The 12,294-nt window shown below is 56.0% G+C and carries 11 protein-coding genes and 1 pseudogene; 4 read left to right on the top strand and 8 right to left on the bottom strand.

The window, feature by feature from the left end; translation table 11 throughout:
• The first annotated feature begins 112 nt into the window (after positions 1-112).
• The 3 genes from ACIN8IBEIGE_RS14145 to ACIN8IBEIGE_RS14135 all read left to right on the top strand — a co-directional run bounded on the left by ACIN8IBEIGE_RS14145 (position 113) and on the right by ACIN8IBEIGE_RS14135 (position 3,066).
• Complete coding sequence (locus ACIN8IBEIGE_RS14145) at positions 113-1,018, top strand: DMT family transporter (RefSeq protein WP_160015222.1); 906 nt, start codon at positions 113-115, stop codon at positions 1,016-1,018.
• Between the two features lie 10 nt (positions 1,019-1,028).
• Positions 1,029-2,123: a PLP-dependent cysteine synthase family protein gene (locus ACIN8IBEIGE_RS14140; RefSeq protein ID WP_160015221.1), complete on the top strand. Its 1,095-nt coding sequence runs from the start codon at positions 1,029-1,031 to the stop codon at positions 2,121-2,123.
• A gap of 82 nt (positions 2,124-2,205) precedes the next feature.
• A complete protein-coding gene (locus ACIN8IBEIGE_RS14135; protein ID WP_160015219.1) occupies positions 2,206-3,066 on the top strand; it encodes an OmpA family protein in 861 nt (286 codons plus the stop codon).
• Positions 3,067-3,107: 41 nt separating this feature from the next.
• Here the strand turns inward: ACIN8IBEIGE_RS14135 and ACIN8IBEIGE_RS14130 are convergent, their stop codons facing one another.
• The 8 genes from ACIN8IBEIGE_RS14130 to ACIN8IBEIGE_RS14095 all read right to left on the bottom strand — a co-directional run bounded on the left by ACIN8IBEIGE_RS14130 (position 3,108) and on the right by ACIN8IBEIGE_RS14095 (position 9,536).
• Positions 3,108-4,727 carry an NAD(P)/FAD-dependent oxidoreductase gene (locus ACIN8IBEIGE_RS14130; protein ID WP_160015218.1) on the bottom strand — a complete coding sequence of 540 codons (1,620 nt, stop codon included), beginning with the start codon at positions 4,725-4,727 and terminating at the stop codon, positions 3,108-3,110.
• Between the two features lie 136 nt (positions 4,728-4,863).
• On the bottom strand, positions 4,864-5,871 hold the full coding sequence (gene gap, locus ACIN8IBEIGE_RS14125; protein WP_160015216.1) for a type I glyceraldehyde-3-phosphate dehydrogenase: 1,008 nt from the start codon (positions 5,869-5,871) through the stop codon (positions 4,864-4,866).
• 102 nt (positions 5,872-5,973) lie between these two features.
• Positions 5,974-6,645, bottom strand: a complete 672-nt coding sequence (locus ACIN8IBEIGE_RS14120; RefSeq protein ID WP_160015214.1) for a COG3650 family protein — start codon at positions 6,643-6,645, stop codon at positions 5,974-5,976.
• Between the two features lie 131 nt (positions 6,646-6,776).
• Positions 6,777-7,106 (bottom strand): YegP family protein, encoded by a 330-nt coding sequence (locus tag ACIN8IBEIGE_RS14115; protein ID WP_160015213.1) that lies wholly within the window; start codon positions 7,104-7,106, stop codon positions 6,777-6,779.
• Positions 7,107-7,257: 151 nt separating this feature from the next.
• Positions 7,258-7,542: a hypothetical protein gene (locus ACIN8IBEIGE_RS14110; RefSeq protein WP_244161191.1), complete on the bottom strand. Its 285-nt coding sequence runs from the start codon at positions 7,540-7,542 to the stop codon at positions 7,258-7,260.
• A gap of 228 nt (positions 7,543-7,770) precedes the next feature.
• On the bottom strand, positions 7,771-8,046 hold the full coding sequence (locus ACIN8IBEIGE_RS14105) for a hypothetical protein (protein ID WP_160015209.1): 276 nt from the start codon (positions 8,044-8,046) through the stop codon (positions 7,771-7,773).
• A gap of 108 nt (positions 8,047-8,154) precedes the next feature.
• Positions 8,155-8,631 carry a hypothetical protein gene (locus tag ACIN8IBEIGE_RS14100; protein WP_160015207.1) on the bottom strand — a complete coding sequence of 159 codons (477 nt, stop codon included), beginning with the start codon at positions 8,629-8,631 and terminating at the stop codon, positions 8,155-8,157.
• Positions 8,632-9,107: 476 nt separating this feature from the next.
• The gene (locus ACIN8IBEIGE_RS14095) at positions 9,108-9,536 is read right to left on the bottom strand and encodes a hypothetical protein (RefSeq protein ID WP_160015205.1); all 429 of its coding nucleotides are present in this window, start codon (positions 9,534-9,536) and stop codon (positions 9,108-9,110) included.
• Between the two features lie 1,754 nt (positions 9,537-11,290).
• Between ACIN8IBEIGE_RS14095 and ACIN8IBEIGE_RS20980 the strand changes: the two are divergent.
• A pseudogene (locus ACIN8IBEIGE_RS20980) lies at positions 11,291-12,258 on the top strand (integron integrase).
• Positions 12,259-12,294: the final 36 nt, after the last annotated feature.

The raw sequence follows: 12,294 nt of genomic DNA, 5'->3' as shown, positions 1-12,294 counted from the left end.
TAGCCGCGTCGGCTGTCTCGTCTCGACCCCCCGCACAGTTCGCGGCTCTGACTGTATCTGTCGGTAGCGCGCCGGCCTCTCTACACTGCAGCCTTTAGTCAGGGGCTTGGGTATGGGTGAGCGGGGAAGGGGCATCGCGGTGATCTGCCTGGTTGTCGCCATGGCGCTGTGGGGCAGTTCCTTTATTGCACTGAAACTGGCCTTTGCCGAGTTGCCGCCGCTGTGGGTGATTTTCGGCCGTATGGCCCTCGGCAGCCTGGTGTTTCTGCTGGCCTGGCGCTGGCGCGGACAGATGCATTACCGCACCGGTGACTGGAAGTACCTGCTGGGCCTGGCGGCCTGCGAACCCTGTCTGTATTTCCTCTTTGAAGCCCTGGCGCTGCAGCACACCAGTGCAGCGCAAGCGGGCATGGTCACGGCGTTGCTGCCGCTGCTGGTGGCGGTGGGGGCGTTTATTTTCCTGCGCGAGCGGGTCAGCCGCATCACCCTTGCGGGCTTTCTCCTGGCGTTGATCGGCGCCGTATGGCTTAGCTTGGCCGGTAGCGCCGATGAGCATGCCAGCAACCCGATTCTCGGCAACTTCTACGAGCTGCTGGCGATGCTCTGCGCCATGGGTTACACCCTGTTGCTCAAGCACCTGTCATCACGCTATTCGCCCTTTCTGCTGACGGCCATGGTGGCCTTTGTCGGCACTATCTTCTTTCTACCCCTGGCGCTGTTCAGTGCACCTTTGCCAACCAGCGTCAGCCCCATGGGCCAGGGCGCGGTGGCGTACCTGGGCATATTGGTCACGGTGGGCGCTTACGGGATGTACAACTTCGGCGTCATCCGCTTGCCGGCCAGTCAGGCGTCGGCCTTTACCAACCTGATCCCGGTGTTCACCCTGTTGTTCGCCATACTGCTATTAGGCGAAAGCCTGAATACCTTGCAGATAGTGGCCGCTGCATTGGTGTTTGCCGGTGTCTTACTGAGTCAGTGGCAGGGAGCGACGCCCATGCCCGCTGGTGTTCTGGATTGAGGACAAAGTGATGAGTGATACCCGAACCTGGGCGCGTGAAGCGATCCGCATCATCGAGGCGGACTTTCAGCGCAGCGCCGACACCCACCTGATTCCCCTGGCGCTGCCAGGCTTGCCGGGTGTCGAGCTGTATTTCAAGGATGAGTCCAGCCATCCCACTGGCAGTCTTAAACATCGCCTGGCGCGTTCGCTTTTTCTTTATGCACTGTGTAACGGCTGGCTCAAGCCCGGCGCGCCGGTGATCGAGGCGTCTAGCGGCTCCACGGCGATTTCCGAGGCCTATTTTGCCCGCTTGCTGGGGTTGCCGTTTATTGCGGTGATGCCGGCCAGCACCTCGAAGGAGAAGATCGCGCAGATCGCTTTTTATGGCGGGCAGAGCCATCTGGTGCAGGACCCGACGCAGATCTACGCCGAGTCTGAGCGCCTGGCGCGTGAGACTGGTGGGCATTTTATGGATCAGTTCACCTACGCCGAGCGCGCCACCGACTGGCGCGCCAACAACAATATTGCCGAGTCGATCTTCCAGCAGCTGCGCAGCGAACGTTTCCCTGAGCCAAGCTGGCTGGTGTCCAGTCCTGGCACCGGCGGTACTCTGGCCACGCTGGGGCGTTATGTGCGTTATCGCCGCCACAGCACTCAGGTGTTGTGCGCCGATGCCGAGCGTTCGGTTTTCTTCGATTACTACCGCACGGGTGATGCCAGCTTGTGCCTGAACCATGGTTCGCGTATCGAAGGCATCGGTCGGCCCCGGGTCGAGGCGTCCTTTCTGCCGTCAGTGATCGATGCCATGTGCAAGGTGCCAGATGCCTTGTCTCTGGCCGCCATGCATTACCTGGCGCTGCGGCTGGGCCGGAAAGTGGGTGGCTCCAGCGGCACCAATCTGATTGGCGCATTGCTGGTGGCGCAGCGGATGGTTGCGGCGGGTGAGTCCGGCTCGGTGGTGGCGATTCTCTGCGATGGTGGCGAGCGCTATGCCGACACCTACTACGATCAGGTCTGGCTCAGCGCCCAGGGTTTCGAGCTGACTGGGTTGATCGCAGCGGTAGCGGATTGCGCCGAGCGCGGTGTTAGCTTGCCGAGTGACTTGCCCGTGGTGGGGGTGTAGGCGGCTGCTCGGTAGCGGCTGGTCTAAAGTCACTGCTGTAGGCGGGCGCACGCCGCGCCCCGAATGCAGCAGGAGAAATGCCATGGGAATTGCGCGCAGCTGCTTGCACATGCTGCTGTGGTCGGCCGTTGGGTTGAGTCAGGCAGCGCTGGCTACCGATGATACGGCGGGGTCGAAGGATCATCCGCTGCTGTCTCGCTACCCGAACTCGCATATCGTCGAATACGAGCAGAACTACAATGCCGCGCAGTTCGCCACCGGTACTCAGGACGGCGTACCACAGCGCCAGACCGTGGAAGGCGATGCCACGCAGATTCGCTATTTCCACAACGCGGTAGACAGCCAGCCGAGCCCGCTGCAGTTGCTGCGCAACTACCAGAATGCGATCAAGTCGATCGGTGGCGAAGTGATTTACGAGCGTCTGCCCCAGGACGGTGATGGCGGTGAAACCACGCTGAAGGTCACGACTGGCGGTAAGCAGGTGTGGGTGCGTCTCGAACCGGAGATTTTCAGCGCACCGACGCAGAGCTACAAGCTGGTGATCGTCGAAGTGGCGGCCATGCAGCAGGTGGTGACTGCCAATCAGTTGCTCGATGAACTCAACCGCAACGGCTTTATCGCTCTGTATATCAACTTCGATACTGGCAAGGCCGAGCTCAAGGCCGATGGCCAGGCCACGGTGGCAGAGATTGTCAGCATGCTTAAAGCCGCGCCGGATCTGCGCCTGGCCGTCGAAGGCCATACTGACAGTCAGGGTCAGGCCGAGGCCAACAAGCTGCTGTCTGAACAGCGCGCACTGAGCGTGATGAATGCCATAGTCGCCGCCGGTATCGAGGTGCAGCGGCTGACTGCTGCGGGCTTCGGCCAGGAACGGCCAGTGGCGGACAATCGCAGTGAAGAAGGGCGGGCGAAGAATCGCCGGGTTGAGTTGGTCAAGCTGTAGTCCACATGCTGCCTGGCTTGCAGGCAGCTGCGGATGATGGCCTAGGCTGGTTCGGCAATATCCAGCATGTCGCGAATCAGCGCTTCGGCCACGCGAATACCATCGACACCCGCCGACAGAATACCGCCGGCGTAACCCGCGCCTTCACCGGCCGGGTACAGGCCACGAACGTTGAGGCTCTGCATATCCGCGCCACGGGTGATGCGCAGTGGCGAAGAGGTGCGGGTTTCGATGCCAGTCAGCACCGCGTCATGCAGGTCGAAACCTTTGATCTGCTTGCCGAAGGCCGGTAGCGCTTCGCGGATCGCTTCGATGGCAAAGTCCGGCAACGCCAAAGCCAGGTCGCCCAGCTTGATCCCAGGTTTGTAGGATGGTTCGACGCTACCCAGCTCTGTAGAAGGTTTGCCGGCGATAAAGTCGCCAACCAGTTGCCCCGGTGCTTCGTAGGTGCTGCCGCCGAGCAGATAGGCCTGGGATTCCAGACGTTCCTGCAGTTCAACACCGGCCAGCGGACCGTCGGGATAATCCTGCTCAGGGGTGATGCCGACGACGATGCCGGCGTTGGCATTGCGCTCATTGCGCGAGTACTGGCTCATGCCGTTGGTCACCACGCGGTTCGGCTCGGAAGTCGCCGCAACAACGGTACCGCCTGGGCACATGCAGAAGCTGTAAACCGAGCGGCCGTTCTTGGCGTGGTGCACCAGTTTGTAATCTGCGGCGCCGAGCTTGGGATGGCCGGCGTATTTACCGAGGCGTGCGCGGTCGATCAGGCCTTGCGGGTGCTCGATACGAAAGCCCACCGAGAACGGCTTGGCCTCCATGAAGACTTCGCGTTTGTGCAGCATGCGGAAGGTGTCACGCGAGCTGTGGCCCAGGGCCAGGATCACCTGGCGGCTGAGAATCTGCTCGCCACTGTCGAGCACCACGCCCTTGAGCTGACCTTCTTCGATCAGCACATCACTGACGCGTTGCTGGAAGCGCACTTCGCCGCCCAGCGCCTTGATTTCCTCGCGCATGGTGGCGACCACGCCGGTGAGGCGGAAGGTGCCGATATGTGGCTTGCTGACGTAGAGGATTTCCTCTGGCGCGCCGGCCTTGACGAACTCCTGCAGCACCTTACGCCCGTAATGCTTGGGGTCCTTGATCTGGCTGTACAGCTTGCCGTCGGAGAAGGTGCCGGCACCGCCCTCGCCAAACTGCACGTTGGACTCCGGGTTGAGCACCTTCTGGCGCCACAGGCCCCAGGTGTCCTTGGTGCGCTGGCGTACTTCGGTGCCGCGTTCCAGCACGATGGGTTTGAGCCCAGCCTGGGCGAGAATCAGCGCGGCGAAAATTCCGCAGGGGCCAAAACCGACGACCAGCGGGCGCTCTGCGAGGTTCTCAGGCGCCAGGCCGACGGGTTTGTAGGTGGTATCCGGGGTGACGCTGATATGCCGGTCATCGCTGAACTTGGCCAGCAGCGCCGCTTCATCGCGCAGCTCGCAGTCGATGGTGTAGATAAAGTGCATCTCAGTGGATTTCTTGCGCGCGTCGTAGCTGCGTTTGAACAGGGTGAAGTCGAGCAGCTCGCTGTCGGCAATCCCCAGACGCTGGACGATGGCCGGGCGTAGTGCCTCGTCGGGGTGGTCGAGGGGTAGCTTGAGTTCGGTGATACGAAGCATGAGGGACGATCCACTTTCAGGGCCGGAGGCAACCCGGCAGCTTTAAAAAGCGGCGATTATACGCCTGATCTCGGGCTAAGGGCCGCTGCCGATCAACGGCAGCGGCTCGCCATGTGGCAGCATCCAAGCCTGGGTGCTAGCGCGCCTCAGGCTTTACCCACGCCAGCATCACATCAAGCATGCGGTTGGCGAACGCCCACTCGTTGTCATACCAGGCCAGCACCTTGACCAGATCGCCCTGCACGCGGGTGTGGCTGAGGTCGACCACGCAGGACACTGGATAGCCATTGAAGTCGCTGGACACCAGCGCCACGTCATTGCATTCCATCACCCCAGCTAGCAACTGCGTGGCGCCGGCTTGCAGGGCGGCGTTGATGGCTTCGCGGCTGGTCGGGCGTTCGCTGGTAAATGTCAGATCGACCAGTGACACGTTGGGCGTTGGTACGCGTATCGATAAGCCATCCAGGCGTCCGGCCAGTTCCGGCATCACCAAGCCAATGGCCTTGGCCGCGCCGGTGCTAGTGGGGATCATCGACAACACGGCGGCGCGGGCGCGGTAGAGGTCGCTGTGAGTCTTGTCCAGCAGGTTCTGGTCATTGGTATAGGAGTGGATGGTGTTGACCAGGCCCTGACGAATGCCCACGGCCTCGTGCAGCACCTTGGCCATCGGCGCCAGACAGTTGGTCGTGCAGGAGGCGTTGGAAACGATCTGCTGATCGCCCAGCAACTGGTGGTTAACGCCGTAGACCACGGTCAGATCGGCGCTGTCCAGCGGATGCGAGAGCAGCACGCGGGGGCTGCCGGCGCTGATGTGCTGTTCGACCTGTTCGCGCTTCTTCAGCTTGCCGGTGCATTCGAGCACCAGATCTACCGCGTGCTCACGCCAGGGCAGGTTGGTGACTTCGCGCTCACGCAGCAGCCGGATCGGGTGGCCGTTTACCAGCAGGGTATCGCCGTCCAGGCTGATCTCCCCAGGAAAGCGGCCGAAGGTGGAGTCGAAGCGGGTGAGGTGGGCGAGGGTGCTTTGCTCACCTAGGTCATTGATCGCGGTGAGGTGAATCTGCTGCTCCATTTTGCGCTCGAACAACGCGCGCACCAGGCAGCGACCGATACGTCCATATCCATTGATAGCAATGCGCAGCATAACGATATCCCTTTGGCTGTCTTCCTTTGCAGCTTAGGCCAATCGTCTAGCAAGCGGCTGATCTATCTCAGCTATCTGCGCATTGGCCGGTGTATCCGCGGCTCAGTCGCTACGCGCGCCACCTAGGTAGGCGCAGCCTCGCAGGACTTCGCCGTTGAGGCGTAATTCAGCGCTCAGGTGCTGTACCGCGCCACTCATGCTGTCGACGCAGCGCTGGCGGGCGACCCAGAGATCAAGGCGTTGGCCATTGGCTTCGCTGCTGAGGTTGAGGCGGCCTTCGGGCAATTGCTCCTCCAGGTACGGCAGCGCCTGTGGTTCTTGGCCTGGACGATTGAGGATCAGACCCTGACTGCTTACCGCGATATTCCAGTCTGGCTCATGGCCGCTGGCACGCAGAAGGGTGCGGGCGAAGTTGATATCCGTGCAGCCATGGCCTTCAGCCTGTACGCGGTACACCTGGCTCGGCACGAACTGGCCATCCACACCTTGCTGCGCATTGGCCTGTAGCTGGCCGCGCATATCAACATAGAGCGTTGTGTGGCCGTCAGCGAAGAGTGCGCTGGCATCGCTGCTCAGTTCGGCGGCGCTGTCTTCCTTGAGGATAAATTGACGTTGTTCCTGGCAGGGGCGAAACAGCAATTGGCCCGCATTCAGGCTCAGCTCGCCCTGCATGCGTGTCTGCCCAGTTACCGGCTCGGCGGGTTTGTCGGTAAACATTTGGCAGCTGGCGAGCAGTGGCAACAAGGCAAAACAAAAAGGGCGGCTGAAACGCATCGTGGCACTCCTGAAAAGTGCGCTCACGTTACCTAGGCCCCTGGCGTATCACAAGGGCATGCCGCCGCTGGCGACGGCATTTTCAGCAGCAGTCAGAACGGTTGAACCTGCTGGCTGACGTGCCCTGAGTGTTAGTCAGTCTTGATGGTGGTCGTAGGGCCATTGGTCTTGACCGACTCAATACCGCCCTCACGACTGGCCGCAGCCTTGTACATCTGGCTGGTGCCAATCACCTGATGGTTGGCCGCCTTGAGGTTGAAGTAAAAGCGTCCGTCACTGGCATCCTTGCGCTCGTAACGCTCATCGGCGGGCGAGTTCTTCTGCACCGAAGCAATGCCGCCTTCGGCAGCCGCGCGAGTTTCGTATTGTTCACTGCGCAAAATTACCTCGGCATTGCCTGCCTTCAGTACGAAAAAGAACTGGCCTTTATCGTTCTTCGAAAGTTCATACCAACCAGCCATGGCGGCCTCCATCAAATAAAAGGGAAGGGGTAGAACAGCGATCAACGTAACCACACGTGCGTGATCGACTGGCAAAAGCATAGCAAGGGCGTGTGACAGTGTTTTGCGAGCAGCTATTTAGACAGAGCTTGAATGGGTTGCTTGCTCTGAGTTAATCGCCGGACAAATCCGACTCCTGACCTGGGTCGCCCAAGAGGAATGTGTCGCCATTGCTTGCGGTCAACGTAGCGGTACCCAGATTGCGGATTACCCAGTGCCATTGGCCGTAGCGGGTCTGCAACGTGCCGCGCGCAGTGCAGGGGCCATAGAGGAAAAAGTCATGCTGCTGACGTGCGGAAATAAGCACCGCCCGCGCAAAGAAGGCCTGTACCTGAGCCGGTTCGATCACAAACTTGGCGCAGCCTTCAGACGGTGGGCCGATCCCCTGTTCCTGCACGTGGATTCTGGTGATTGCACCTATGGGGGATGCTGAGCAGGCCAGCGGGAGCAATAGTATTGATAACAGTAGGCCTGCGAGTATTCGACAGGGTTTGTGTATTGGGATAGATGCCAGTTGTTTGGTCATTGCCGTGGGGTAACGTATGGTTAAGGGGCGGGCTTTAGCCCGTCCCAGTGAGCGAAGCGAACGGTTTGAACCAATTGTTATGTTCCTCACGGCACGAGGCTATTCAAGGAAATCAACAGGAACCGTTTTCATATATTCCTTCGCTTTGCTGATAAGCGCCGCCCATTCTGCCTGGGGCTTTCCATTGACGCCGTTTTCAGCTAATGAATTTTCAAGCAAGTCCGCTAAACCCCAAATGGCTCTTCTTTCTTCTTCTGAAAGACTATCGTTTGACTGCAAGTCTGAGAATTTATCAGACAAGACCTCCCAGGCAAGCAGCAGGTGGCCGAGGGTTATTTTAATGGATGTTTCTTTGGGGAAATCTTCAGCTTCCATTTTGGAGATTCCTGATGAGGCACATAACGTTTGGTTAAGGGGCGGGCTTTAGCCCGTCCCAGTGATCGAAGCGAACGGTTTGAACCACTTGTTAGGCTCTATTGACGGCTAGCCCTGTTCGAAGCTCAAGTAGTTCACATGGCCGTTGACTCGCCACACAACACACCATGAATTTACGTCGCTCTCATTGGATAAAAAAATCTCGCATTGTTGATCAGCCGCATACTGGAAATCATGCTTCTCAGTGTTGATAAACCTGTAGCTGTGCTCTTCAAGCGATCCTTCGGTTTCTTCTGCGCCTACGAGCCACCGGAATTCCTCTTCCCAGATCGGGTTATCAGATATTTCACTGACACGCTTAAGACGAAGCCGCTGAACCATGGCAGGCCAGTTAGAATTGTCTAATAAGCAACTGACAGCAAGGCGGTCATCAACCCCAATACCACCGGCATAAAAACTTAATGAATAGGCCAATCTGTCTGTTTTAGGCCGAAAGCCGATGAGATTCGCGATGATACCAATGACTTTTTCCTTCTCGGCGTCATCGCTTATGTACTGATAGTTAACGCCGTCGTATGAGCGCATCTGGATCTTCTTGTGTGAGCCTAACGTTTGGTTAAGGGGCGGGCTTTAGCCCGTCCCAGAGAGCGAAGCGAACGGTTTGAACCACTAGTTAGGTATCTGCTTTCGAGTAATCATAGTCTTCAAAGTTGAGCCCGGAAGCTGAGCCAATAACGGAGCCGCCAAAGCAGCACTCCGGATTAGGACAGACAGCTGATACCCCATCTTGCCAAGACGTGATGTCCGATGGTGGAAAGCGTCTATAGCAATTAGTGCACATGCATATGTCGCTTGCTTCAACTTCGCAGCGGTTCCCCCATGTGTGACTCTCAAGACTCTCTCCGAGCTCTCGTAGTCTTTCTTGTGAGAAACCCTTGGGGTTGTGCATGTACACTTTCCTCTTTATCTCAGTGCGGTAGCCTAACGCTTGGTTAAGGGGCGGGCTTTAGCCCGTCCCAGTGAGCGAGGCGAACGATTTGAACCAATTGTTATGCAGGGGTTTAATTTCTTTCGCTAATCTGTAGTTCACCTTTGACTATGGCTAGCCTTAGTTTCAGCGGTGGTTCCTTGCTGTAGTTAATGAGCGATTGACTTAATTCTTTCCTTTCTTTTTCGGGAACTTCAAATTCCTCAAGGTAATACATGTAGCCTATCAAATCTTCGCTTGTGAGCTGCTTAGTATTGATGAGGATTATTTTGTCGTAATTTAAAAGGCCTTTTGAATCTATTGGTGCGTGCCCAATGTATGGCGATAGTGACAATATTTCTTTTTCAGAAGGAATGTGCTGAAAGTCTTCTTTGTATATAGCTATATGATAAGCATTTTGGTTGAAGTCAAGCATGCGAAAAACAGATATTTCACCGCTGTCTTTTGAAATGCCTGCGTAGAAACCTCCCCATGCAAGGTCAATATCTAATGGTTCATTCATCTTTCTCTCTGCTCCGTGAGCAAATGACAGTTGCATTAGAAGGCATATAGCCCAAAATGTTCTTAGCATGGTTGTCTGTACCGCTTATGCATAACGATTAAGCTAAGGGGCGGCGGCACGCCGTCCCAGCGAACGAAGTGAGCGATTTTAGCGACTTGTTAGGTTTCATTGCACGCCCCGTTTTGAACCAATATATTTTGCACCGATATCTATTAAGAAAAATGCTGAGATAGGTAGCGATAGCCAAAATAGGATTGGACTCCAGAATATACCGAAGCCTAGCCAGGGTAATAGATCAACGCCACCAGCTGCGCATGGGGCGAGATTCTTAATGTTGCCTTGGCAATTGAAGTAGTGATAGGAAAAAACGCCCAGTTTCCAGAAGGTAAAAAGCAGAACTGGGGGAGTCACTGCCAATGTGTATTTAGTCATCCATGTCATGTTGAAACCTAACGATTAAGCTAAGGGGCGGGCTTTAGCCCGTCCCAGCGAACGAAGTGAGCGATTTGAGCGCATTGTTAGGCGCTGCTTACGCATGATTAAAAAGCCAGTAATAAGGGGCAAGAAATAGAGCTGTTTGCCCAAAGACTTGAAAATAGGTATCAATTTTTCCTTGTGCTGGAGTTCTGCGAAGCCAAACGAAATTTACCATGAGAACTACAGGCATCATGGCGATTAGTACCCAGCGAGCTTCAGATAAGCTAGCGGTGTTGATGCCTTGGGTGAAAGTTGCCTGATTTATAAAAATACCCGACAGGACACTTACGAATGAAAATACTAAGGTCGCGTAGAGTAGGACGTTTCGTATGATCAATTGCAGTGCCTAACGTTTGGTTAAGGGGCGGGCTTTAGCCCGTCCCAGTGAGCGAAGCGAACGATTTGAACCACTAGTTAGGGTTGAACACAAAGAAGTTTTTCAAAGTGGTTTGCGACCTTAAGTAGAACAGAGTCAGGGCATGACGGATTTTCAACAAAAAACCAGAAGTCGCCGTATTGATTGTTGATACTGAATTTATTGCCCTTGTACCTGAAGTCTATCCAGGACTCGTCAAGACTAGGTATATAGGCCGTAGGGAAGGCTCCCCACAACGAGAGTACGCGAAAGACGAGGCGGATTGGCGGTGTGCTTCCAGTAGGGAGCAACAGGAAATTTCTCGAGCCATCATGCATCTTGTCTTGGAGCAACTTCATTAAATGATGAGACCCTAACGTTTGGTTAAGGGGCCGGCTTTAGCCGGTCCCGAGTGAGCGAAGCGAACGGCTTGAACCAGTAGTTATGAGCCATCAATTGCGCTCGGGGCAGTGCCAAACAATGCTATGCCACATGCTGCCGGATACGGTGAACTGAACCATGAGCATTTGAGATGCCTTGTAGTCTGGTGCCTTTGTATAGTTGAAAATTAATTTTGAGGAAATTTCCTCTCCAAAACTCAACGCCTGATCAATTGGCGCGCTATGCATGGCTAAGCTGGAGACTAGGGAGTGCCACTTCCCTTCAGAGGCTGACTTTATGTCTTTTCTCCAGTTTGTATATTCTCTGTTCAAGAATAGATCATGAACATAATTGGATAGTTCTTCTTCTATCTCAGCGGTCGGCACGGTTTAGCCTTGATGGTTCATAACTATAATTAGGCGACATTCCTGTCGCATAAACACCTGAAGGTGTCTGATAATGTTCCTTGTCGTTCTGCAAGTCCTTGTCTAGCTTGGAGTGGGTCGCGACAAAAGCGACATTTCTCAGGGAGCAACACGACATGGATGACGGCAAGCCAAAATTGTTGGTGCAGGTGCGCCAGCAGATTCGTTTGAGAAACTATTCGATTCGTACCGAGGCTGTCTATGCCGAGTGGGTGAAACGCTACATACGGTTTCATTGTTATCGGCATCCCGCGGAAATGGGCGCTGCGGAGATTGAGGCGTTTTTGACTCATCTGGCCGTCGCTAGGAATGTATCAGGCTCTACGCAGAATCAGGCGTTGGCAGCGCTGTTGTTTCTTTATAAGCAAGTTTTGGATGTGCAATTGCCTTGGCTCGATGACATCGTCCGCGCCAAAAAGGCAAAGCACTTGCCCGTTGTGCTAACTCGCGATGAGGCGGCGCGGGTGTTGGCAGAGTTGTCGGGTGTGCAGTGGATTGTGGCCAATTTACTTTATGGTGCTGGGCTGCGCTTGTTGGAGGCACTTCGGCTGCGGGTTAAGGACGTCGATTTTGCTCGTGGTGAAGTTCTAGTGCGGGATGGTAAAGGGCAGAAGGATCGCGTGACCATGTTGCCGCAGCGCTTGGTATTGCCGCTGCAGGAGCATCTGCTGAAAGTCGCTGTTTTGCATCGCGCCGATCTGGTGAGGGTTTTGGTCGCGCCAACTTGCCGTTCGCACTGGCGCGTAAGTATCCGAACGCTGCCGCAGAGTGGGGGTGGCAGTTTGTCTTTCCGTCAGTCAATCGCTCACAGGATCCGCGTTTCAAGGGGATCTTCCGTCATCACCTGCATGAGAAAACCATCCAACGTGCGGTACGTAAGGCGGTCAGGCGTGCTGGAGTTATCAAGCCGGCGACGCCACATACTTTTCGCCATTCTTTTGCGACTCATCTGCTGGAAAGTGGCCAGGACATCCGCACGGTGCAGGAATTGCTCGGTCATGCGGATGTGAAAACGACGCAGATTTATACCCATGTGCTCAATCGCGGCGGTTTGGGGGTAATTAGCCCGCTTGATCGAGTGTGAGGGGAGGTCACGACTGCTCTTCTGTTGAGATGGACA

This window comes from Pseudomonas sp. 8BK, assembly GCF_902506475.1.
Classification (GTDB): domain Bacteria; phylum Pseudomonadota; class Gammaproteobacteria; order Pseudomonadales; family Pseudomonadaceae; genus Aquipseudomonas; species Aquipseudomonas anguilliseptica.
This window is presented reverse-complemented; position numbering and strand designations above follow the sequence as displayed.

Excerpts from the sequence above, each read along its gene's own strand:
- ACIN8IBEIGE_RS14130 (WP_160015218.1), bottom strand. The coding sequence starts at position 4,727 with ATGCTTCGTATCACCGAACTCAAGCTACCCCTCGACCACCCCGACGAG.
- ACIN8IBEIGE_RS14145 (WP_160015222.1), top strand. The coding sequence starts at position 113 with ATGGGTGAGCGGGGAAGGGGCATCGCGGTGATCTGCCTGGTTGTCGCC.
- ACIN8IBEIGE_RS14105 (WP_160015209.1), bottom strand. The coding sequence starts at position 8,046 with ATGGAAGCTGAAGATTTCCCCAAAGAAACATCCATTAAAATAACCCTC.
- gap (WP_160015216.1), bottom strand. The coding sequence starts at position 5,871 with ATGCTGCGCATTGCTATCAATGGATATGGACGTATCGGTCGCTGCCTG.
- ACIN8IBEIGE_RS14135 (WP_160015219.1), top strand. The coding sequence starts at position 2,206 with ATGGGAATTGCGCGCAGCTGCTTGCACATGCTGCTGTGGTCGGCCGTT.
- ACIN8IBEIGE_RS14100 (WP_160015207.1), bottom strand. The coding sequence starts at position 8,631 with ATGCGCTCATACGACGGCGTTAACTATCAGTACATAAGCGATGACGCC.
- ACIN8IBEIGE_RS14140 (WP_160015221.1), top strand. The coding sequence starts at position 1,029 with ATGAGTGATACCCGAACCTGGGCGCGTGAAGCGATCCGCATCATCGAG.
- ACIN8IBEIGE_RS14120 (WP_160015214.1), bottom strand. The coding sequence starts at position 6,645 with ATGCGTTTCAGCCGCCCTTTTTGTTTTGCCTTGTTGCCACTGCTCGCC.
- ACIN8IBEIGE_RS14095 (WP_160015205.1), bottom strand. The coding sequence starts at position 9,536 with ATGAATGAACCATTAGATATTGACCTTGCATGGGGAGGTTTCTACGCA.
- ACIN8IBEIGE_RS14115 (WP_160015213.1), bottom strand. The coding sequence starts at position 7,106 with ATGGCTGGTTGGTATGAACTTTCGAAGAACGATAAAGGCCAGTTCTTT.